The 24,353-nt window shown below is 37.4% G+C and carries 16 protein-coding genes, 3 tRNA genes and 1 pseudogene; 11 read left to right on the top strand and 9 right to left on the bottom strand.

What is annotated here, in order from left to right; genetic code table 11:
• The gene (locus tag QUD79_RS09810; RefSeq protein ID WP_184423261.1) at positions 1-1,524 is read left to right on the top strand and encodes a parallel beta-helix domain-containing protein; all 1,524 of its coding nucleotides are present in this window, start codon (positions 1-3) and stop codon (positions 1,522-1,524) included.
• A gap of 500 nt (positions 1,525-2,024) precedes the next feature.
• Here the strand turns inward: QUD79_RS09810 and QUD79_RS09805 are convergent, their stop codons facing one another.
• Positions 2,025-2,225: a hypothetical protein gene (locus tag QUD79_RS09805; protein WP_184423263.1), complete on the bottom strand. Its 201-nt coding sequence runs from the start codon at positions 2,223-2,225 to the stop codon at positions 2,025-2,027.
• Between the two features lie 1,379 nt (positions 2,226-3,604).
• Positions 3,605-4,773 (bottom strand): IS3 family transposase gene (locus QUD79_RS09800; protein ID WP_425506909.1). Its coding sequence is split into 2 segments (ribosomal slippage): positions 3,605-4,524 and positions 4,524-4,773, totalling 1,170 coding nucleotides; the frame shifts between segments, so codons are not numbered across the junction.
• A 159-nt stretch (positions 4,774-4,932) separates the two neighbouring features.
• Between QUD79_RS09800 and QUD79_RS17460 the strand changes: the two genes are divergently transcribed.
• From QUD79_RS17460 to QUD79_RS09785, 4 genes and pseudogenes are all read left to right on the top strand, one after another.
• Positions 4,933-5,181: a DUF6868 family protein gene (locus tag QUD79_RS17460; protein WP_350226568.1), complete on the top strand. Its 249-nt coding sequence runs from the start codon at positions 4,933-4,935 to the stop codon at positions 5,179-5,181.
• Positions 5,182-5,258: 77 nt separating this feature from the next.
• Positions 5,259-5,562 (top strand): annotated as a pseudogene (locus tag QUD79_RS17455) (DUF6404 family protein).
• 73 nt (positions 5,563-5,635) lie between these two features.
• Entirely contained in the window at positions 5,636-5,989 is a 354-nt protein-coding gene (locus QUD79_RS09790) for a hypothetical protein (protein ID WP_184422745.1), read from the top strand.
• 29 nt (positions 5,990-6,018) lie between these two features.
• Positions 6,019-6,693, top strand: a complete 675-nt coding sequence (locus QUD79_RS09785) for a YoaK family protein (protein ID WP_184422743.1) — start codon at positions 6,019-6,021, stop codon at positions 6,691-6,693.
• Positions 6,694-6,797: 104 nt separating this feature from the next.
• Here QUD79_RS09785 and QUD79_RS09780 read toward each other — a convergent pair whose 3' ends face one another.
• Positions 6,798-8,252: an NAD-dependent succinate-semialdehyde dehydrogenase gene (locus QUD79_RS09780; protein WP_184422741.1), complete on the bottom strand. Its 1,455-nt coding sequence runs from the start codon at positions 8,250-8,252 to the stop codon at positions 6,798-6,800.
• Between the two features lie 193 nt (positions 8,253-8,445).
• Here QUD79_RS09780 and QUD79_RS09775 point away from each other — a divergent pair, with 193 nt between their 5' ends.
• From QUD79_RS09775 to QUD79_RS09765, 3 genes are all read left to right on the top strand, one after another.
• Positions 8,446-9,660 (top strand): CaiB/BaiF CoA transferase family protein, encoded by a 1,215-nt coding sequence (locus tag QUD79_RS09775; protein WP_184422739.1) that lies wholly within the window; start codon positions 8,446-8,448, stop codon positions 9,658-9,660.
• A gap of 419 nt (positions 9,661-10,079) precedes the next feature.
• Entirely contained in the window at positions 10,080-11,798 is a 1,719-nt protein-coding gene (locus QUD79_RS09770) for a potassium/proton antiporter (protein ID WP_184422737.1), read from the top strand.
• A gap of 74 nt (positions 11,799-11,872) precedes the next feature.
• Positions 11,873-13,354 (top strand): SLC13 family permease, encoded by a 1,482-nt coding sequence (locus tag QUD79_RS09765; RefSeq protein WP_184422735.1) that lies wholly within the window; start codon positions 11,873-11,875, stop codon positions 13,352-13,354.
• Between the two features lie 34 nt (positions 13,355-13,388).
• Here QUD79_RS09765 and QUD79_RS09760 read toward each other — a convergent pair whose 3' ends face one another.
• Complete coding sequence (locus tag QUD79_RS09760) at positions 13,389-14,660, bottom strand: alanine racemase (protein ID WP_184422727.1); 1,272 nt, start codon at positions 14,658-14,660, stop codon at positions 13,389-13,391.
• 21 nt (positions 14,661-14,681) lie between these two features.
• Positions 14,682-16,115, bottom strand: coding sequence for a D-arabinono-1,4-lactone oxidase (locus tag QUD79_RS09755; RefSeq protein WP_184422725.1), 1,434 nt, complete (start codon positions 16,113-16,115; stop codon positions 14,682-14,684).
• A 153-nt stretch (positions 16,116-16,268) separates the two neighbouring features.
• Here QUD79_RS09755 and QUD79_RS09750 point away from each other — a divergent pair, with 153 nt between their 5' ends.
• Positions 16,269-16,919, top strand: a complete 651-nt coding sequence (locus QUD79_RS09750) for a TetR/AcrR family transcriptional regulator (protein ID WP_184422723.1) — start codon at positions 16,269-16,271, stop codon at positions 16,917-16,919.
• Positions 16,920-17,107: 188 nt separating this feature from the next.
• Here QUD79_RS09750 and QUD79_RS09745 read toward each other — a convergent pair.
• The 3 genes from QUD79_RS09745 to QUD79_RS09735 all read right to left on the bottom strand — a co-directional run bounded on the left by QUD79_RS09745 (position 17,108) and on the right by QUD79_RS09735 (position 17,539).
• Positions 17,108-17,183: transfer RNA gene (locus QUD79_RS09745), tRNA-Val, on the bottom strand.
• 40 nt (positions 17,184-17,223) lie between these two features.
• Positions 17,224-17,299: transfer RNA gene (locus QUD79_RS09740), tRNA-Val, on the bottom strand.
• 164 nt (positions 17,300-17,463) lie between these two features.
• Positions 17,464-17,539 (bottom strand) — tRNA-Val (locus QUD79_RS09735).
• A 554-nt stretch (positions 17,540-18,093) separates the two neighbouring features.
• Between QUD79_RS09735 and gltX the strand changes: the two genes are divergently transcribed.
• Positions 18,094-19,506, top strand: a complete 1,413-nt coding sequence (gltX, locus tag QUD79_RS09730; protein ID WP_184422721.1) for a glutamate--tRNA ligase — start codon at positions 18,094-18,096, stop codon at positions 19,504-19,506.
• Positions 19,507-19,854: 348 nt separating this feature from the next.
• Here gltX and cysZ read toward each other — a convergent pair whose 3' ends face one another.
• Complete coding sequence (gene cysZ / locus QUD79_RS09725; protein ID WP_184422719.1) at positions 19,855-20,580, bottom strand: sulfate transporter CysZ; 726 nt, start codon at positions 20,578-20,580, stop codon at positions 19,855-19,857.
• Positions 20,581-20,791: 211 nt separating this feature from the next.
• Between cysZ and smc the strand changes: the two genes are divergently transcribed.
• A complete protein-coding gene (gene smc / locus QUD79_RS09720) occupies positions 20,792-24,337 on the top strand; it encodes a chromosome segregation protein SMC (protein ID WP_184422717.1) in 3,546 nt (1,181 codons plus the stop codon).
• The last annotated feature ends 16 nt before the right edge of the window (positions 24,338-24,353 follow it).

Below are 24,353 nucleotides of genomic sequence, written 5' to 3'. Positions count from 1 at the left end.
ATGAGCTCAGGAAAAATAATAGGTGCAATACTCGTCGCAGGTGCTTTTGCCGGCGGTATGTATTTTGGTAGTATCCAAAATTCAACCCCAGTGATCACAAGCAGTACAGGTGGAGCAAGCTATGAAGGTGGCTACGATAAGTCAGCTGATGCTGATGCACTGCAAGGTGTCAATAAAGGCGCTGCAGCCGAAAGAACCGTTGTTGGACAAGTGCATGTTGTAAATGACGGCGAGACGATTATGGATGCAGTGATTGCCGCAAAACCTGGAGATACTATTCAGGTTATGCCTGGCACGTACCATGAAACCGTATATGTTGATAAAGATGATATTAGAATTATTGGCGTAATCAAAGAAGGTAAACGTCCAACCCTTGATGGTGAAGGTATATTAAATGACGCATTTTTATATTCAGGTAATAACTTTGTCATAGAAAATTTTGTTATTACCAAATATAAAGGTAATGGCATTATGGGGCAGGCAGGTAATAATTTTGAGATCCGTAATAACATAATCGTTGATACTGGGGTGTATGGCATTTTCCCTCAACTTGGCAAAAATGGTATTGTCGAATTTAATATCATTTCTGGTATTGAAGACGCCGCTATTTATGTTGGCATGAGTGACAATATTCATGTTTCGCATAACGAGGTGTTTGCAAGTGTTGCTGGAATTGAAATTGAAAACTCTCGCCATGCCATCGTTGAAAATAACAATGTTTATAATAACACAGGTGGTATTTTAGCCTTTATTACACCAGGCTTACCGATTAAAACCACTTTTGATGTGATTATTCGTAACAATTTTATTTTAAATAATAATCATAAAAACTTTGGTGCGCCTGGTTCTACAGTTGGTGGTATCCCAGCAGGAACAGGTATTTTAATAATGGCTGCAGACGATGTTGTAGTTGAAAATAATATAATTTCTGGAAACAAAACAGCGGGTATACTGATTACTGATCATGGCAATGCGCCGAATGTAACGATTGATCCTGAATCTGATCCATCTCCAGATGGCGTTAAGTTATTAAATAACCTTATGTATAACAATGGTTACGATACTATTGATGAAGTTAAAGCGTTAATGTTAACTGAGTTTAAACGCGGTAATCCTGATATTGTTCGAGTAGGTAAAAGTACTGATAGTTGTATTATTAACCGCCATCAATATGTAAGTGTAGGGGTTAATAGTTGGAAAGAATGTGAATTTACTAATACAGATTCAATTGATACCTACTTGTTAGATGAGCCTGTTCCACCACGTATTATCGATCCATCTGAGCGAGGGAAAGTGGTTTATAACGGTGTTTGTGCTGGCTGTCATACTTATACAGGACGTATGATTGGTCCTCCAATTCAAATTATTCAAGCGCTATATATGGATAACCCACAAGGTATTTCAGACTTTATTGCTAGTCCAACCAAAAAACGAGAAGACTACCCTGAGATGCCACCACAAAACTATCTAGACGAAGAAACGCGTTTAGCAGTAGCTAAATATTTGCTAACGCTAACACGTTAATTGCTGTAAAGGAGGTATCAAGCTTTTGATGCCTCTTTTATTATGTTTATATCAAAGCTACCTCAAGATGCAGAGTTCAGCGTTTCAAAGGTACTTAATATCAAAGCATTACTTTGCAAGAATAGTCTCTTTTAAGAAATAATAACGATGAGAGTAACTGCTTGTGAAAAGCCCAAAGGGCTGGTTTAAAAGCGATTATACTGCGTTATAGATTTTAATAATAGAATCTCTATTACTTGCAATCAATGGCTTGCTTAAATTGCTTAAATTGCTTTTAATGCCAACTGAAATTCGCATTTTGAGGTGGTTTGGGTAAAATTTAAAATTATAGAATGCCGAGAACGACTAATATAACGGTAATAATACCAGTGTCATTAATTAAGTGATCTATTTTATACGCAGGGAAAACAGTCAAATACAAGGCATTTATTTTCATAACTAGTTATTCTAATTATAAAATAAATAACACAGTAGTTGATTGTTTTAACCAGTAGAAAAGATCACATAGTTAGTGGGATTGGTATAACAATAGCCCAAAAAATAAGAACGCCACTTTCAGCTTGATGCTTTTTATGCTCTTGCTTTGCATCTTTAGAGAAAACTGAAAATTTAGTGTCAGCCTTTTTATTGTGAGTATTTTGCTTATTTAGCAGATATAAAAATACCAAAATCACACCAAAAGCGATTATAAAGTAATTCATGTTTTCCTTTCAGACCTACCCATAACGATTACAGGCACTTTAGTTTTACCCTTTTGAAGTACAAGATAATGCCAAGTACCAATAATACTGTATAAGCAAAAATATTGATTTCGCTTTCTGGATAATTACTTTGAATAAGCATTAACAACAAGCCAGGCAGTATACATAAAAATGCTAACACTAGGGGGTGTTGAGCTTTCGAGTACATTTTTGCAGCGATTTATTTGGTGTTTATACTAGGCTGAACTTATGTAATGGGGTTGTTCCCCATAAATAAGTGAAAACGCCGTAGAAAAACCAAAGAGGCGCTGTCCTACGGATACGTTTAAACATGATTTACTTTTCGTTCTAGCTCATTTATGTAGAATACTACACTTTATTCGCTATGCCTCAATTAAATCATGTTTAATTCGTACAAAATTTGTACTCGAAAGCTCAACACGCCCTCGTTGTTTAGGGTGATCAAGAATTATAGTTGCGCTACAGACTTTACATACAATAGGAGATGTTCTGGATATTGTTATAATTTTTTTCCATTGGATAACCTGCTTACAATTGGGGCATAATCTCAATGTAACTTCCTTAATTTTTATTGATTGTTAGCATAAGCTAAAATATCACAATAGTAAGGGCTCCAATATACCTAATTATAATATAAAATGAACATTCAAATATTCTTCGTGTTAACTTGATACTAACCCGTATAATACCAGTTTCATTAAGTAAGTGATCTATTTTATACGCAGTGAAAACAGTCAAATACAAGGCATTTATTTTCATAACTAGTTGTTCTAATTATAAAATAAATAACGCAGTAGTTGATTGTTTTAACCAGTAGAAATGATCACATAATTAGTGAGATTGGTATAATAAAGTGTTCGCTTAGTGAGAGTTTAAAGGCTGATAGATAAGGCACAGATAAAGGAGTTAACAATGTCGGCAGGTATGAGCGCTGCTTGGAGAGCTAAGCAACAGAAACCAAAGCGCTGTCAGAGGTGTGAACTATACTACTCAGCATCATTAGATACCTGTGATCAATGTGCTACGTTAAGCGAAGCTCAATTAACCCTATTTAAAATTAAACGCCAGAAAATACTACAAAAAATGCGACTTTCGGTAAATATTTACTAGGTGGGGCGTTTATCATAGGCTTACTTTTACTGGTTAGTTTTTTATAGTATTGATTAACGGCTTTACTCTAATTAACCTGAATTTGGGATAAGCTAAGCACACAAATAAGCCTTATTCACACAAAACTTATAGCATTGGTAGCAAACTTGCACTTAGTACTAAGGTAGAGATAATTTACAATATTGCAAAGTATAACTTTTATATGCGTTAAACGTAATGACCTGGTCAACTAAATTCAGTCACCTCAGTTAAGCAACCATTTCTAAGTCTTCTGTCGCCCGTTCAAAATCACTCGGACTTTGGTAACCCAGGTAAGAATGCAAACGACGACTGTTGTACCACATCGTTATGTAATTCAAGACATCTTGCTGTGCACCATAGCGTGTTTCATAGTTACGCCAATGAACTCGCTCTTGCTTCAAACTGCCAAAGAAGCTTTCAGCAACAGCATTATCCCAACAGCACCCCTTTTTGCTCATACTGCCAATAAAGCTATGGTCCTTTAATAACCGCCGATATTGGTGGCTTGCATATTGAACGCCTTGATCTGAATGCACGATTAACCCAGCCTTCGGCTGACGTTGCCAAATGGCCATGGTCAATGCATCACAAACCAGCTGAGCCTTCATTCTCGACCCCATACTCCAGCCCACGACTTTACGAGAGTATAAATCAATGACAACCGCTAAATATAACCAGCCTTCAGATGTCCAAATATAGCTGATGTCTTGCACCCAAACTTGGTTCGGTGCTGCTACGGTAAAATCTTGTTGAAGCTCATTGTCGTAAACGGGCTTATTATGATCACTATTCGTTGTTACTTTGTATTTCTTTTTATAGCGAACCCACACGCCCGCTTCTTTCATAAGCTTCGCTGTTTTTTGTCGACTTACAGGATAGCTAAGCGCATTAAGCACTTTTTGAATACGACGTTCGCCATAAGTATTATCGCTGAACTTTGCTATATCTTTGACCCAATCAAGCATTTCTTCATGCGTCGGATCTTCCTGTTTGTCGAGGTTACGTTTTTGATAACTATAATAATTATTGCTTTTAACACCCAGTACGTGGCACATGAGCACCACTGGCCAGATCTTCTTATGTAGGGCGATAAACGAATATTTTACTTCGTTTCTTTGGCAAAGAAGACCGTCGCTTTTTTTAACACTTCTCGCTCCATTTCGAGGCGTTTTACTTGTGCTTTTAACTGACGAATTTCTTCTTGCTCAGGTGTTAATTTACCGTTTCCTCTGAAAGCCTGACCATCATCATTTTCAGCTTCCTTGATCCACCGGCCAAGCATGTTGGGATTAATGCCCAAATTTCTCGAAGCTTCCGCCTGACTATAGTTTTGTTCAATAACTAATGCGATAGCATCGAGTTTAAATTCTTTAGAATACTTTTTACGTTTTGTCATGTTGATCTCCAGTTAAGTTTATTATCTCTTAACTGGGGTAGTCGAATCCATTAAACCACGTCATACATCCATTATCCGACTTCAGGTTATTTATAGGCGAATAAATACTGATACAAGAGTAGGACTACTAAAATACTAATTAAATTTAAGAGGTAAACTATGATATCACTTGTTCAATTAACTGAAGTACTTGGATGGATTTCGATTATAAATATTGTTTTTTTAGTTGTCGCATCGCTATTAGTTATTACAATGAAGTCTTTCTTGATTTCAATCCACGGTAAAATGTTTGATATTTCAGAGAAGGATTTAACATTAATATATTTTAAATATATTGCACAACATAAAGCATTGTCTTTTGTTTTTATTTTTTCACCCTATATTGCACTTAAAATATTGGGATATTAATAAGCATTTTATTAAAAATAGGGAGCTACATAGTGTCATTTCAGGATAAATTAAATGCGGCCAACAAAGAGCTTAGCATGTCGAAAATGTCGAAATATAGTTACAACTCACCAATTTGCTTTTTACTTAACGCTATTGGTTTTAATGCACGCCCGCTGCATTACAATACTTTTTTAAGCAACTTCATTATATTGTCAGTTTGGTTTAGTTCGGCTTGGGGGGGGGATATTGTGGTTTACTCAATGGAGTGAACAAAATATGTCAATAGTAACTGCAATTGTATCCAGTCTAGTTTCAGGCATATTATTTGGACTTATTATGGCATGGTATTATCAATATAGTGCGAAGGAGAATAACTTGAGCGACTGGCAGCAGCTATAAATTTAAAGCTCAACAGAGGCTAATATATTATAAAATTTAATGCTTGTTTGATAATAATGATTGATGGAATCTTATGAATAGAAGCGATTTGGTTAAATTATTTACTAGTGTGCTTGTACTACCTGTTTCTTATTGGTTAATTGCTTATTATTTTGAAGAGAGTAGCTTATCACTCGCTAACTTATTTTTCTTTACATTATTGGCGTTAATTGGCGGTGCTGTCGGAGCGCTATACGCGTACTATGGATATACACTTTTCTTTAAAAACACTTGGCTTGCGGGTTTAATCCCATCAGTGAGTTTAATTTATATTACGATTAATATGGAATTAGATAATTTTCTGCCTCTTGGTGATTTATGCTTAGTTATTTCATGCTGGATGGTAGCATCTGAAGTTACTAAGATTAAAATTAAAAGGACTAACTAACCTTGTATATCGAGAGATAAAGAAAGCCTATGATTTCAAAGTTACCCCGTTGGGTAGAATATGGAGCGTTTGTGCTTGCTTTAGTCGCAGGCCTAGTTAACGCGATTGGGTTATTAGGTTTTAAGCATCAGTCTATTTCACATTTGTCAGGATTAGCCACCCAGCTAGGCACCAGTGTTATCAATTCAACCTTTAGTGATATTTCACACTTATCTATTATTATTTTAAGCTTCATGATGGGGGCAGCCATCTCAGGTTACTTTTTAAGAAGTGGGGCATTAAAGTTAGGGCGAAATTATAGTGGACTGCTGACAATAGAGTCGGTTTTTCTATTTGGGGCGATCTACTTTCTAACACAAGACTCTTTATACGGCCATTATTTAGCTTCAGCGGCGTGTGGATTACAAAATGCGTTAGCTACGACTTATAGTGGTGCTGTAGTACGAACAACACATTTAACAGGAATATTTACTGATTTAGGTATTATGTTAGGCGCTAAATTTAGAGGAGAACCCTTTGATAGCCGTAAAGCATTACTTTTTATGCTTATTGTCTTGGGGTTTGTTCTAGGTGGTACGTTAGGAGCCTATTTGTTTACGTTATATAGTATTTATGCTCTTTTTGTACCCGCCGCTATTTGCTTACTATTGGCACTTTCTTATTCGATTTATAATGCTAAATTTGCTCGGTTAACTCGTAGTTAGTTTGTAAGTGACTGGCTTCATCAAAGTAGCTGAATTAAGGTGTTTCACTGAACACCTTAACCTTGGTACATTAACCTTTTTATTTGGCTAATGCTTTGTGTTACTTATCTAATCCCCCCCATACATAAGTATTTTATTTCCAAGTAATCGTCTAGGCCATATTTAGAACCTTCTCGACCATTACCTGATTGTTTTACCCCACCGAACGGGGCGGCAGCATTTGAAATAATACCTTCATTTATACCTATCATGCCAAACTCTAAGCCTTCAGCAATGCGCCAAATAAGGCCAATATCGCGAGCATAAAAATAGGCTGCTAAGCCATATTCGGTGTCATTAGCTATCGCCAATGCTTCTTCTTCGTTTGCAAACGAAATTAGCGGCGACACTGGCCCAAAAATTTCATTGGCGGCAATCGGCATGTCGTTACTGACATTGGCTAAAATAGTGGGTTGATAAAAGCACGAGCCTTCCTGAACGATTTTTCCACCTAACACAAGCTTTGCTCCCATTTCAACGGAATCATCAACAAGCTTCTGTACATCGCTAACCGCTTGCTTGTTTATCATCGGGCCAACGGTTACTCCTTCAGTTAAGCCGTTACCTGTAGATAACTCACTAACAGCAGCAACAAATTTTTCGCTGAACTGCGCCATTACATCTTTGTGAACTAAAATTCGGTTAGTACACACACAAGTTTGGCCTGCATTACGATACTTTGATGCTAATGCACCTTGTACTGCCGCATCGATATCTGCATCAGAAAATACGATAAAAGGAGCGTTTCCACCTAATTCCATTGAAACTTTTTTCACCGTAGAGGCGCATTGACTAATAAGAGATTTGCCCACTGATGTTGAGCCAGTGAAAGTAAATTTAGCTACGTCAGGGTGTTCAGTTAACACTTTACCCATACCACGAGCATCATCTCCAACCACTACATTGAATACCCCAGCAGGAATACCAGCACGCTCAGCTAATTCTGCCATTGCGAGTGCTGATAAAGGCGTCTGGGTTGCAGGGCGCACAACAAAAGTACAGCCAGCGGCTAACGCGGCAGCCGCTTTACGAGCTATCATAGCGTTAGGAAAGTTCCATGGCGTAATAGCAGCAACAACACCTACAGGCTGTTTTATTACTACAATACGCTTATCGTTAGAAGGCGCAGGGATGGTATCACCATAAATACGTTTGCCTTCTTCAGCAAACCAATCAATAAACGCTGCACCGTAGGCTATTTCACCTTTTGCTTCAGCAAGTGGCTTACCCTGTTCTAAAGTGAGGATGCGACCTAAGTCATCTTGATGTTCCATCATTAAATTAAACCAATTACGCATTAACCCAGCGCGTTCATTGGCTGACTTTTTAGACCACATGGTAAACGCATCCTTAGCAGATTCTATAGCCAGTTCTACTTCTGCAATGCCAGCATTACTGACATTAGCGACTAATTCGCCAGTTGCAGGATTAGTAACAGCCAAACTTTTTACACTACTATGCCAACTACCATTAATATAAGAAGAGTGTTTAATTAATTGAATGTCTTTAAGTGCGTGCATAATAACCTCTTATAGATTTTTTGCGTTACTGTACAACTAAATAGGATTTGTTTTTTATTATTGGTAGAGTATCACAAAGAATTATCCTTATTATAGTAATCAAGGCGTACACTTTTAAGACGCCCTAAACTAGAAGAACAGAATATAAGACTGTTTACTATGTATAAAAGTAACCGAAAAGGGCGGTTTATCAATGGTTAGTGCATTAAATAATATTAAAGTGATTGACTTAAGCCGTATATTAGCCGGTCCTTGGGCTTCACAAATGCTGGCTGATATGGGGGCTGAAGTAATAAAAGTTGAGCGTCCAATAAAAGGGGATGATACTCGTTTCTGGGGACCTCCATTTGTTAAAGCCGCAACGGCAAATCAACCACCCCAAGCCGCTTATTTTCACTGTGTAAACCGAAATAAACAATCAATAGCCATTGATATCTCAAAAGCGCAAGGTCAGCAGGTGATCAAAGATTTAATTATGCAGGCTGATGTATTGATTGAAAACTATAAAGTGGGAGGGCTTAAACAATATGGACTTGATTATGAAAGTGTTAAAAAGCTAAACCCTCAGCTTGTGTATTGCTCTATTACAGGGTTTGGACAACATGGACCTAGTGCAAATAAACCTGGTTATGATGCTATGATTCAAGGGGAAGGTGGTTTGATGAGCATCACGGGAGAGCCTGAAGGTATGCCTATGAAAGTGGGTGTAGCTTTAGTGGACGTGATGACAGGTTTATATTGTTCTAATGCCATATTAGCGGCATTAATGGCACGGCATCATACTAATGAGGGGCAACACATCGATATTGCTTTACTTGATGTGCAAGTTGCAGCGTTAGCTAACCAAGGTATGAATTACCTTGCGACAGGTGAAAATCCAGACCGGTTAGGCAATGGTCATCCTAATATTGTGCCTTATCAAACCTTTGCTACTCAAAACGGCAGTATTATTTTGGCTGTAGGAAATGACAATCAATTTAGAAAGTTTTGTCAGGTAGCTCAATGCCCTGAAATTGCTGATGAACCAGAATTTGCGACCAACGAACAACGTGTAATTAATCGCAATACGCTTATTCCTATAATAGCGGGCAAACTTGTTTTACATACAACTCAATGGTGGGTTGAACAACTTGAGCATGTTGATGTGCCTTGTGGCCCTGTTAATACTCTAGATCAAGTATTTAATCACCCACAAGTTAAGCATCGCAAAATGGTAAGGCAAGTGAGCAATAAACAGGGTGATCTTATCGATACTGTTTCTTCGCCTATCAATCTTTCGGCAACGCCTTTGCAATATCACAGCGCATCACCTGATTTAGGGCAACATAGCAAACAAGTATTGTCACAATGGTTGAATTATAGTGATGAAAAAATTACGCAATTGTATTTAAGCTCTATTGTTAGCTAAAATTAATTAGTTAGAGAGCCTTGAAGCGTGTAAGAGAATATAGTTGTTCAATATGGCCGCAATAAATCTTTAACCTGATTTAATTACTCTTCATCTAGATGTCTGTTTTTCTGAGTGCAAAAGATTATTGCAGCTAGTTTAGCGCTACTTTAGTTATCTTTATTTCAGTTAACTCTTTTTGAATTAACACAGCACTCTGATTTTTATAAATTATATTTCAAGATTTGTGTATAATCAGTGGTATTGTAGTAGCTGCTGAGTTTTCAGTTACAGTAGTTAATGTAAATTTACTACTCTACTTATCTTATTGTAATTTATGAGGTTAATATTTAAGCCATGAAGTTAATAGTTTAGTTTATAAATTTTGGCTCGAAAAGCCAGTTAGCTAACCTCTGCTCGACTTTTAATGAGAATAATATATGTTTTTGATTGATCAAATAATATTGCTTGGAGCTGTACTTATTTTACTTGGGATTATTTCAAGTCAATTATCAGCTCGTTTAGGCCTACCTGTGTTAGTACTTTTTTTGCTTGTGGGGATGCTAGCAGGGGAAGATGGTCCTGGCGGAATATTTTTTGACAATGCCGAGGTTGCGCACTCATTAGGTACGTTAGCATTAGCGATGATCTTATTTGATGGTGGCTTACAAACGCCCTTTAAAGCCATCAAGCAAGTGTGGTTGCCGGCATCAACTTTAGCAACACTTGGTGTACTTATTACAGGTGCAGTAACAGGCCTTGCTGCTACATATATTCTTGATATACCGTTGTTACAAGGCATGTTACTTGGTGCTATTGTCGGCTCAACTGATGCCGCAGCAGTATTTGCATTATTACGTAATGCGGGTATTCATTTGAATAAAAAGCTAAAGGCGACATTAGAGATAGAAAGTGCTTCTAACGATCCAATGGCAATATTTCTTACTGTGGGTTTACTTGAAGTATTAGTTAACGACATGGAGCCAGGAACTGGTTTATTAATCATGTTCTTGTCCCAAATGGGCTTGGGGGCTGCAGTTGGTCTTGGTGTCGGTTGGTTGTCTGTTAAATTAATTAATCGCGTTCAACTTGTTGCTGCAGGGCTTTATCCTGTATTGGTAGCTGCATGCGGGCTGTTGTCTTTCGGTATAACCGCGAACATTGGCGGTAGTGGATTTTTAGCTGTGTTTATTACTGGTGTCGTCATTGGTAATAGTCGCTTTGTTTTTCAGCGTAGTACCTTCTTATTTCATGACGGTTTAGCATGGTTAAGTCAAATTACCATGTTCGTTGTATTAGGTTTGTTGATCACCCCGTCATCGTTATTAGATGTTTGGTTTGAAGGTCTTATTATCGCGCTAGTTTTAATTTTTGTTGCAAGACCTATCGCTGTAGCTCCTGTTTTAGCGCTGTTTGGCTTTAACATTCGTGAAATAACGTTAGTTTCTTGGGTCGGTTTACGTGGCTCTGTGCCAATTATTTTAGCTATTTTTCCATTAATTTTTGGTTTGCCTGGTGCAGCACTTATATTTAATGTTGTATTCTTTGTGGTGTTAATATCCGCTACGCTTCAAGGTTCCACTTTGTCTTGGATGGCAAGAAAGTTAAAACTTACCCTTCCGCCGCCTGTTACTCCCGCAGCTACGCTTGAAATTACCGCTTTAGCTGATGTTGATGCAGATATTGTTGAATACACACTCGGACGCACTTCACGCTCTATTGGCCGACGAATATCTCAACTAGCATTGCCTGAAAGCACTATAATGGCGATGATCAGTCGTGATAGTAATGTAATAGCTCCAAGAGGATCAACGCTATTACAAGCGAAAGATCAGTTGTTTATAATACTTAACCCCAATGCTAGAGAATTTGTTGACTGTGTTTTTTCTGGCACTATTGATGAAGAAAAAAACGAACTTTCAGCTAAAGAGCTTAGAGTAAAAGCCAATACAAAAATTGCTGATATAGCGCACTCATATGACATTTTTATTGCCGGACAGCCACAACATACATTAGAGGAGTTGATAAGTTCAACACTTAATTCTAAAGCTTATGTAAATGCTTACATTGAACTTGAAGGTGTACGGCTATATGTTCGTGAGATGGTTGAAGAGCGAATTATTACCGTTGGTATTATTTTCAAGGCCGATGACAGCTAATTGTGAAATCACTATAGCCATTAATAAATTTAATCTTGCCAATAGCGACTGATACAAGCGAAAGTTTCGGAGATATGATGGATAATGAACTAGAAGAAGAAAAACAATTATTACTGAGTTCATCTAATGATTTTCGCTTATTTGCGTTTATTTTAGGCCCACTTGTAGCTCTAGTGCTAATGTACTTACCTGTACCTAATGGCATGACAAAAGAAGCTTGGGCTTTAGTTGCATTAATTCTTTGGATGGCTATTTGGTGGTTATCTGAAGCGATACCAATTCCAGCTACCGCATTACTTCCTATTCCATTGATGCCAATATTAGGTATTGGCGAAATGACACCTGTTGCCAGTCAGTACGGTAATCCTATTATTTTTTTATTTTTGGGTGGGTTTTTAATGGCTGTCGCCATGCAAAGGTGGGGGCTGCATAAGCGAATAGCATTAAGAATAGTTTCTGTAGTTGGCACAAATCCGTCGAGTGTTATTGGCGGCTTTATGTTGGCAACCGCATTCTTATCGATGTGGATATCTAATACCTCATCCACTATTATGATGTATGCGGTAGCTTTATCTGTGATTGACTTTGTTGCTCGTAGAACAACTGATGAAAAGGTGTTACACAATTTTGGAGTAGCACTAATGTTAGGTATTGCCTATAGCGCAACAATTGGCGGTGTAGGTACTTTAATTGGTACGCCACCCAATGCACTTTTAGCAAGTTTTCTAACCAGTAGTTATAACATTCAAATAGACTTTTTTACTTGGATGCAATTTGGTCTTCCTATTGTTTTATTTATGTTACCTATTGCTTGGTTACTGTTAACCAAATTAATATTTCCAGCTAAAAGTATTCGAGTCGGAAATATTCAACAGCTCATTAAAGCAGAACTTGATGAATTAGGTCCAATAACTCAACCTGAGAAGGTGGTAGCGGGCGTATTTATTTGTGCTGCCTTAGGCTGGATATTTCGTACACCTTTGGTAAATTTAACGGGTTTACCCATTAACGATACCAGTATTGCATTAGTTGCTGCTTTGTTATTATTTGCTTGGCCTGCGTCTAAAAACAGTGGCCAATTTATATTAGACTGGAGTATGACAAGAGAATTACCGTGGGGCATACTTTTTCTTTTTGGTGGTGGTCTTGCGTTATCATTTGGCTTTAATAATACAGGGTTAGCGTTATGGATAGGAGAATTAGTTTCAGGTTTAGATGTTAGTACCTGGCTGCTAATAATTACGGTTGTAATTGCCGTGATTTATTTAACCGAAATAACGTCTAATACGGCTTCAACGGCAACATTTCTTCCTATTTTAGGTGCTGTAGCAATTGGGTTAGAGCTTGATCCTCGCACACTAGCAGTACCTGCAGCTGTTGCTGCGTCAATGGCATTTATGATGCCTATAGCAACACCACCCAATGCCATAGTATTTTCCTATGAAAAAATGCGCTTATTTGACATGATCAAAGCAGGCTTCTTACTCAATATAATCGCAGTTATCGTCACTTGTTTAATGATGTACCTTCTTTCAGGTTTAGTTTTTGGTATTTAGTGATAACTAGATTTAGCTGATGCCTTCTCTAGCGTTACTCCTGCTTTAAGATAGGCCATTGTTCATTCACTTTGTGGTCTCGCAGGGTAATTAAACTACCAAATTGTAGAAAAACAAACTCGCTCTGCTTTGGTCTCAAAAATATATGGTCATCAACAGCTAAATTAACATTATCAGCGGCATTCACTATTTCTTGGTTAGTACTTGTGCCAAATAGCGCATTACCTTGAAGTCCTTGAGGGGACTCAAAGTTAGCAAGCCACTTTCCACCATAAATAAAATAGGTCTCCTGCATATTAGGATCCCACAATGGAAATATATGTTGTGCAAACTCTACACCTGGTAGAAGAGTGCCTTTCATCTTTTTTAAGATTGGAGTGGCGATAAAAGCAGCTGGTGTAAATGATGCGAGCGAGGGAATATCAAAATCAACTGGTTTAACAAAACAAGAGCCAGCAGAAAGCTCGTTAGCTACTGTATTATTTTTATGTAGAGCAATACTTGGGCTACCCGCGCCATTAAAGCATAGCGGCTGAGCTTTGTATTTATTATTTAATGTATAAAGACGTTCAATAAAGCGTTGATAAATTGTTTGTGACTCTTGGTAAGCCTGCTCTGCAGACTTAATAATGCTTGGAATTTTAACTACATGTGGGTCATATCCCATAAAGCCAGAAAATGTTAAATATTCAGGGTTAGCGTCTATTATCTCTAACAGTGAATCTAGCTGCTCAGGCTGCTGCAAGCCACCACGGTGTAGCCCCACGTCGAGTTCAATATTGATTTTAAGTGACAACTCTAATGACTTTGCTAATGCCAAATATTGCTTAAGCCTAGCTTTAGTATCGATTAGCCATTGAAGCTGTATGCTTGGGTTAAATTGACTACTAGTATCTAAGTGTTGATAGAAAGTTTTAGCAGACTTTACCGGTAATGGTTTGCCCATTAGTACATCACTTGCTGGATAAGTATTAGCAATATGGTTGAGGAAGGGCTGATGAAAAACCATTAGTTTATTAGTTTGCGTTTTTTCCATTAAATACGCTAATAGTTTAGGGCTAGGAACCGACTTTGTTACTATGCGTAAGTCAACTTTAGGGTTCATTATGCTCGATAGTGCTTTAATATTATTATCAACAATATCAAGATCAACCAACATACTAGGTAAATAGGTACCAGAGTGTTTTAGCGATTGGTTGATTTGTGAAAAGTAATCGTTATAAGGCATCCCGTTATTCGTCGGTTTTAGCATGTAGCCTGAAACGCCTAAGGCTGCTCCGGCTAAAATAAATGTTCTTCTATCCATTTTAATCTCCAAAAAACATGATCAGCTTAAACCTAGCACTTTATTGATATGCTCGTTAGTAAAAATATTTTTAGGATCCATTGCTTTTCTAACCTTTAAGAATTGATCAAACATTGGGTATCTAGCACGTTGCTCTTTTGCAGCTAAAGTGTGTATTTTCCCCCAATGTGGTCGTCCATCATACTTCCAAAAAATTGGCTCAATAGCAGCGAAATATTTTTTGTAATCTTTATCGTGAAAATTATGACAGCTAATAGCGCAACTATCACGCTGATAAAAGGGGCTGAGCCAAATATCATCTGCTTTAATATAGCGATATTCCATTGGAAAAATTACATCAATATCAAGCTTTTTAATGGTTGATAATATTTCTCTTAAACAAGCAACGCCGTATTCAGCAGGAATTGAATATTCCATTTCGTTGAAACGAATATCGCGAACATTACCAAATACCTCATAATTTCGGCCGGTTCTTTCTTCTTTTTCAACCGTACTGGCGCCAGTGTTGATAATAAAACTTCTTAAGTAAGGTAGTGTGTCTATTACTTTTGACATTGTTTTGAATGTTTCATAAGCATCACCAGTATTAGGTGTACTTGAAAGTAACTCTTTGCGCTCAATCTTATCTAGTGTTATGCCTAAAATATAATCTGCGTGTGGTAGGGCATATAATTCAAAATGTCTGTGTTCATCTCTCAACTGTTCTGTTTTTGCCAAGCCTTCTTCAAGATCCATCATCCAGCTAGTTTCTTTTAAGTAATATTTGTCTTGGGCCTGAATTTTTAGGGTTGTTACGGCGCCAAGTGTGCCCAAGTTTGTTCTAGCAGCATTAAAAACCTCAGCATTTTCATCTACATTACAGTTTATTTCTTCGCCTAAACCATTAACCAATACAATATTTTTGACCGTTGAAGACATTGAACCATAATTGATGCCAGTACCGTGGGTTGATGTTGCAATTGAACCGCCAAATGTTTGGGTATTTATGTCAGGCATGTTTTCCAAGCTTAAACCATTTTGCCAAAGCTCTTCACCAACACCGGCTAAAAATGTATTACTGGCAACATCAAATTGCTTTTTTTCTTTATCAATATTAGAGATACCGTAAAAATATGCTAATGACATTAAGGTTTCATTTGTTGGAACAAGGCCAGAGAAAGAATGACCAGCACCTACCAATCTTATGCGTTGGTTAGTGTTTTTGATCATTGACGATAATTCATCTGTAGATTTTGGTACTAAACGTTCATTAGGCGTTGAAGTTTGATTTCCAGACCAATTAGTCCATGGTGTCACCTCATTCCCGTCTTTGTCATAGGCTCCTTTAAGTGCTTGAGTTGGGGCTGTACTTTCTTCTTTACTGCAAGCGGTTAAACCAAAGGTACTTGCAACACCAAATGCTGTCATCGTTTTTAACATAGTTCTGCGGTTTAAGTTAAGACGATTAACCTTCATAAATAGGACTCTCAAATTAGTAAATTTAATTTTATATTATGTAAAAAAACAATTACTGTACTATAGTACGACTATTTTTTGTCTGACGAAAGACCTTTTTTTATTAAGAGCTAGCGGTATAATTTAAAAATATTATTTATGGATTAAACTATAATGCCCAAAACTTCAAAAGCTAAGCAAAATGCTAAGGAACGAATATTACTTGCAACACTTGAAGTGATAAAAAAAAGTGGTATGAGAGGGGTAAGGCACAGAGCTGTAGCTGCGGAAGCTGTTGTTTCTTTAGGTTCGACTACTTATCACTTCAAAAGTATTGAAGATCTAATAAGTTCAACTTTTGTCTATTGGCACAAAAAAATAGATGTCAGAAAAAATCCACACTTTGCTTCAATTGAAGCTGATGTAGCACACTTTACAAAAGAAAAAATCCCCTCTAATGAACTCGCTAATAAACTATACCTAGACGCTGAAATTTACCTAAGAAATCAAATCTTTGATAACTCTGAAGATAGAAAAATTGAATTAGCTTTTCATAACGAGGCATTAAGAAGTCTGCAATTAAGTAGTTTGTTATTAAAAACTTGGCAAGATGAAGTAGACAAAATTGTCGAGTTGTTCGAGGCTATTGGTGCGCCAACACCGATAGAAAGTGCAGAACTTACTTTTGCACTAGTTTTACAGTTAGAAAAAAAAGCAATGCTGATACATGACAAGTCTGAGTTAGTGCTAGCGTTTGAACAAATGAAACGAGTATTAAAGCATCATATCTATTCAATCGTAGCAGGTATCTCTAATCCACTATAAAAGTGAGAGGTCGAAAGTTAAAGGGCAGAAGGTGCTCGACCTTATTAATTTAATTTTAAAATTTTTTATATGAATAAGGAGTGGTGGACGATACTGGGCTTGAAATAGTGATACGGCGCGGGTGGTAAAGGGTAGAAGGTGCTCGACCTTATTAATTTAATTTTAAAATTTTTTATATGAATAAGGAGTGGTGGACGATACTGGGCTTGAACCAGTGACCCCCGCCTTGTAAGGGCGGTGCTCTCCCAACTGAGCTAATCGTCCAATCATTGTGATAAATAATAATTTATAAAAAAACAAAAATTGGTGGACGATACTGGGCTTGAACCAGTGACCCCCGCCTTGTAAGGGCGGTGCTCTCCCAACTGAGCTAATCGTCCAATCATTTTGATAGAGAATAATTTTTAAAAAAATAAAAATTGGTGGACGATACTGGGCTTGAACCAGTGATTCGGCGTGGGTGGTAAAGAGTAGAAGGTATTCGACCTTTTATTCATTCCACAATCGCTAAATTGTCTACCTACACTTAAGTTATTAACAGAAGTGGTGGACGATACTGGGCTTGAACCAGTGACCCCCGCCTTGTAAGGGCGGTGCTCTCCCAACTGAGCTAATCGTCCGTCTCTATATCACTAAATATTCTCTGTAGTAGAGTGTTATTCAGTGGGGCGTATTATAGGGGGAACGAAAAAGCTGTCAACCAAAACAATGACTTTTTTGATGTTTTTTATCGTTATTATGTTCGACTGCTTTATTTTTCAACATCCTGATTGTTTTGTAATCTTTTTCTCTTATTAATTAATTCAAAGGATGTATTCAATTCGATAGCCTGATAAAATAGTGCGCAATTTTATTCCCTAATTTATTTGATCTGTTTCTAGGCGTTGTTGATCTTTCCTTTTAGGCTCTGTTATAGGTTATTTTTAAGATAACGAGGAAAAATAGTGAGGTGTAGTTATTTTACCTTAACTATTTTTAACGTAGTTAGGTTGAAAAATAGCCATAGACCTTTGGGTTGCCTTGAAAAGTGGCACTCTTTGTTGCTTAATGTGTATTTGGGCCAACCAAATATTACTTTAAGCGCTTCGATTGCCCCTTATTCTTGAGCAACAAAGCTATAAAATGAAAGAGCAACAGCCCCTAACAGGTCGCCTCTATTTATTGAGAGAGTTATATGAGTTTAACAACGCGATTTGCACCTAGCCCAACGGGATATTTACATGTAGGTGGTGCTCGCACCGCACTTTATAGTTGGTTATATGCACAGAAAAACAAAGGCCAATTTATTTTAAGAATTGAAGACACAGATATAGAGCGCTCTACCCAAGCGTCTGTAGATGCGATAATGGACGGTATGAACTGGTTAAACCTTGAATGGACACAAGGACCATTCTTTCAAACGGAACGATTCGACCGTTATAAAGAGGTTATTGCACAACTGGTTGAGTCAGGGCATGCTTATCGTTGTTACAGTACTGCTGAAGAAGTAGAGGCAATGCGTGAAGAAGCACGTGCTAAAGGCGAAAAAGAAAAATACAATGGTTATTGGCGTGATCGCACTGATTATCCGAGCGACAAACCTTATGTAATTCGCTTTAAAAACCCACTTGACGGCGATGTGGTTATTCACGATGTAGTTAAGGGTGACATTACTATTTCAAATGAAGAATTAGATGATTTAATTATTGCTCGCTCAGATGGCACACCAACTTATAATTTAACCGTAGTTGTTGATGACTGGGATATGGAAGTGACACATGTAGTGCGTGGTGATGACCATGTAAGTAACACCCCCAAGCAAATTAACATTTTAGCTGCACTAGGTGCAGAAATTCCGCAATATGCTCATATTCCAATGATTTTAGGTGATGATGGTAAGCGTTTGTCAAAACGTCATGGTGCGGTTAGTGTTATGCAGTATCGTGATGATGGTTATTTACCAGAAGCACTTCTAAATTATTTAGTACGTTTAGGTTGGTCACATGGCGATCAAGAAATTTTCTCTCGTGAAGAAATGATTGAGCTATTCGATTTAAAAGATTGCAATCGTGCACCATCAGGCTTTAATACTGAAAAATTAATCTGGGTAAACCAGCATTACATGAAAACATTAGCACCGAGTTACGTGGCTGAACATTTGGCGTGGCATATGGCTGAACAAGGTATTAATACTGAAACTGGCCCGTCGCTTGAAGCGATTGTGCAAGTACAGGCAGACCGCGTAAAAACATTAAAAGAAATGGCTGAAATATCACGCTACTTTTTTGAAGATTTTACTGAGTTTGACGCCAACGCACTGAAAAAACACTTACGTCCGGTGGCACAACAACCACTAGAAGTTGTTAAAGTTAAATTAGCTGAACTTACTGAATGGAAAGCAGAGGCTATTCACGCGGCAATTAATGCGACTGCTGAAGAGTTATCGCTTGGTATGGGTAAAGTAGGTATGCCATTACGAGTTGCTACAACTGGTGCTGGTAATTCTCCTTCACTCGATATAACACTTGAACTATTACCAAAAGAGAAAGTATTAGCTCGAATCGATATGGCACTTGCGGCTATCGCTGAACGTGTTGCTAATAGTTAACCTGAATTCGGGATAAGCTAAGTACACCAAAGCTATGATTTTTATGGGTATCTGCGTTGCCTGCATGGACGTAGGTACTTGGTTTTGTCTGAAACTAAAAACCGTTAATTTGCTACTAATAGCCGGCTATTAGGTACACAAATCAGCCTTGATTCACACAAAACTTATAGCCTTGGTAGTAAACATGCACTTAGTATTTATAAAGAAGCAATTTACAGTATTGTAACAAATGACATTTATATGTTTTTTACTTACATCCATTATCCAAAGTTCAGGTTAGTTAATTACACATCGCTTGAATAAACATTAAAGGGAGCTAGTTAAGCTCCCTTTTTTATCGTTAATAAATTAGCGATAATGACTTCGGTAGTGATCTACCCAAAGGGCAGTAGCGCCACAAATGGCAACAGGCATAACAACTAAGTTCACAATGGGTAACATTGAAAACAACGCAGTAATAATACCAAAACTATAACTTAAGCCTTTACGTTCTTGCAGCGCATTTTTCATTTCATCAAAGTTAACTTTATGATTATCAAAAGGGTAATCTTTATATTGAATAGCCATCATCCAGGCTAAAAATAAAAACCATAAAATTTGTCCAATGACAGGCAATATCCAATACAGCAGCAAAAAGCCAATTGCTCTAGGTATATAATAACGAAATTTACACCATTCTCTGCTTAAGGTTCTTGGAATATCTTTAACTATCTCAAATGCATTTCCTGATGGTGGTTGTTCATTTGTTAAGAGAGCTTCCATTTTTTCAGACAATAAACCGTTAAAAGGTGCTGCTAACCAGTTTGCAACGGAACTAAAAATAAATGAGAACATCACTAAGATAAATAATACGGCGACTGGCCATATCACTACACTTAACCAAGAAAGCCATTCTGGTAACCAAGCTTCAATAGCGTCCATGTAGGTTTGTAACTCTAAAAAGAGATAATAAAAAGCAACTGAAAATAACACTAAATTAATAATTAATGGAATAAACACAAAGCGTCTTATTCCTTTCATCCTTATTAGTTCAAAGCCTTTAAAAAAATAACCGGCACCACTGTTTGCAAGCATTGTTTACTATTTCTCCATGATAATCGTGATAAGCAAGGGTGTGTTGAATATTGATTGCAGTATCTAAGTTAGACAGCAATATCAACCTAACTTGATTATAAAAACATTGAGCGCTATTGAACAGCGACTTATTGTTACAAAGCCCTATTATTTCTGCTAGAGTGATGTTTCTTTTCACTATTTACCATTTAAGCGAGAGTTATCTAATTTTATGCGACTGAAGCATATTAAATTAGCGGGATTTAAATCATTTGTTGATCAAACTAAAGTATCGTTTGAACATGATATGACTGCTATTGTTGGCCCTAATGGTTGTGGAAAATCTAATATAATCGATGCTGTGCGGTGGGTGTTGGGCGAAAGCTCGGCTAAAAACTTGCGTGGCGATGCTATGACTGATGTTATATTTAATGGTGCTAATACACGTAAAGCTGTGGGCCAAGCAAGTGTTGAACTTGTTTTTGATAACATATCTGGCCGGCTAGATGGCAGTATGGCTGATCGCAATGAAGTTTCAATTAGACGAGTAGTTAATCGAGACAGCCAAAACACCTACTACCTCAATGGTACTAAATGTCGCCGTCGTGATATCACAGATATATTTTTAGGGACGGGTTTAGGACCTAGAAGCTATGCGATAATTGAACAAGGTACTATTTCTCGCTTAATTGAGTCAAAACCACACGAACTTCGAGTTTTTATTGAAGAAGCTGCGGGTATTTCCAAATATAAAGAACGACGAAGAGACACTGAAAATAGAATTCGACATACACGCGAAAACTTAGAAAGATTAACCGATATTCGTTTCGAATTAGGTCAACAAATTGAACATTTGCACCAGCAAGCAGAAGCAGCAACTCGATTTAAAACACTGAAAACGCAAGAGCGTAAATATAAAGCTGAATTAGCTTTTATAAAGTGGGAAAAGTTTAATCAACAATGCATAGACACTCAACAGGAGCATCAGAAAGTTGCAGAAAAAATTTGCCAAGTTGAGCAACATCAACAAGACCAACACTTTGGCTTAGTTGCTATTAAACAACAACTAAAGTCTGTTAATGAACAATTACAAAATTATCAACAAGAAAAACTTCATTTAGCACAAAAAGTTGCCGCGGCAGAGCAGCGTATTAAACACTTTCAGCAACAGCAACAAAAAATAAAAATTGATCAGGGGTTAAACCAGCAGCAGCTTACTAATGCGCAATCGGCATTAACGGCAGCGCAAAGTAATCTTGAGCAATACCGCGAGCAATTAAACCAAAACCAGCCAGAACATGCACAAATAATTGAAAAATTACAAGCAGCGCAAATCAACCTAGACATTGTCAGTAAAGAGCAGCAACAAGTTCAAACACAATGGCAATTAACACTAAGTGCTCAGCAAGTACATAATGAAAAGCGCTTGGCTGATAGTAAAAAACTGCAGCAGCATGAGTCTCGTATTGAGCATCTTCAAGCGCAAATAACGGTGTTAAATTCGCGTTTAACTAAACTTGAACAGCAAAATGTAAACTTAGACAGTTCAGAAGCTATAGAGTTATCCACTTTGCTAGATACTGCGCATTTATTACAAGAAAAAATCGAACAGCATAAACAAGAGCTCAGTGAACTGCAGCACAATACTCATTCAGGAAGTATTGAACACGGACAGTTGCAAGGTGTAATTGAGTTACTTAAACAGAATATTAACGAACTTGAAGTTCAACAAGCCCATAAACAACAATGGCAAAAAATACAACAGGATTGGTTGCAAGCGTTACAGCAAGGGCAACAGTCATTGAGTAGTCGTATTAGTGTAACAGCGGGTTGGGAACACGCGGTTGAAACAGTGTTAGCTGAAGCGTTAAAGGCCGATATGTTGATTGGCAACCTCAATGAATGGCCAATTAGCTTGGTTACCGAGAATACAGAAAGCACCCCTGAGATTATTAGGTTAATTAAGTACGCTGAACCAAAAAATGAAAGTAAAACTAATAGTGATGTTGGTAATACACTTGCGACGAAAGTTAGCCTTAAAAACGAAGATAATTCCGTTCTTTATTCAATTCTGAGTCAGGTCTATTTAGCAGAAAATTATAGTGAAGCAAAAGAACGTATAGCAAGCTTGAAACCGCACCAAAGTGTTGTTTGTTCAGATGGTACTTGGATAGGACACGACTTTTTATACAAAGGAGCGCTCTCAACAGAGCAGGGCTTCTTTCAACAGCAAGAAAAGCTTTTACAACTTAAAAAGAAGCTGTCAGAGCAAGAGTCGTCGCTTGAAGGACTATTGTTAATACAGCAAGTACAAACAGATACTATCACCCAAACGAAATCGACAATTACGAAAGATGAAGTAAAACTAAAATCTTTACAACAACAAATTACAGATCAAGAGCAGCAGCAGGCGTTAACACTTCAGCGTCAACAACAAGTAAGCAAACAACAAGATGAGTTAATACAAGAGCGTTTATCTTTAACGTTACTCTTAAATAAAGAACAACAGCTATTAGCAGAACATTTACAAGAACAAAGCCAGAGTGATCAATTTAATAACGCTAAATACGACGAAAGATTAACTGACGATAAAGCACTTGCAGAAAAAAATGAGCAGTTACAAATACAAGTAAAAGAGTTGCAGCAAACTGTGCAGTTGTTTCAACAAAAAAAACACGCATTAGAGCTGTTAATAGAACAATCTAAGCAACAGTATCAACATGGTCAAATTAACGTTGAACGCTACCACGACACTATTAATCAGCTTACTGAGCAACAGCAAGCTAATCATCAGTTATTAGAAGATAATACAGCGCCATTTATTGAAGATGAACATCAATTGCAATCTTGGTTAACAGAACTAGGAAGCGTTGAAGAAAAGATAACGGCACTGCATCAACAAGTGATAACGTTAGAGCAGCAACTGGAGCAGAATGAACAGCTACAACAACAAAAGTTAAAGCAACTAGAGCAATTGAATGTAGCATTAAATCAATTGAACTTAAATCATGAAAGTGCTCGATTAAAAGCTGAAAATGCACACGAGCAAATAATAGAAATGGGTCAGCATTTAGAGAGTGTAAAACAGAATATTCCGCAAAATGCTACAGAAAGTCAATGGCAGGCACAAATTATTCGCTTAGCAAAAGATATAGGGCAACTAGGACCGATTAATTTAGCAGCAATTGATGAATATAATAGCCAACTAACACGCAAAAATTACTTAGATCAGCAAGATGAGGATTTAAATCTTGCCATTTCAACGTTAGAATCAGCGATAGCAAAAATTGATCGAGAAAGCCGTCAGAAGTTTAAAGCAACCTTCGATCAAGTAAACATAGACTTACAGCAATTGTTTCCTAAGGTGTTTGGAGGAGGGCAAGCATATTTAACCCTCACCGGAGAAGACTTACTAGAAACAGGTGTAACAATAATGGCAAGACCTCCGGGTAAAAAAAATAGTACAATTCATTTATTATCTGGTGGAGAAAAAGCGTTAACCGCTTTATCATTGGTGTTTGCAATATTTCGTTTAAACCCTGCGCCCTTTTGCATGTTAGATGAAGTTGATGCACCACTCGATGATGCAAATGTGGGACGGTTTTGTAATCTAGTAAGAGAAATGTCACAAACAGTACAATTTGTTTATATTAGTCATAATAAGATTGCGATGGAAATGGCGAGTCACTTAACTGGCGTTACTATGTTTGAAGCGGGTGTATCGCGAATAGTGTCGGTGGACATAGACGAAGCTATTGCAATGGCAGAAGTATCATAGCAAAAAATATTATAAT

This window comes from Thalassotalea piscium, from assembly GCF_030295935.1.
GTDB lineage: Bacteria > Pseudomonadota > Gammaproteobacteria > Enterobacterales > Alteromonadaceae > Thalassotalea_B > Thalassotalea_B piscium.
Note: the sequence above shows the minus strand (reverse complement) of the source record. Positions and strands in the feature narration are given on the sequence as shown.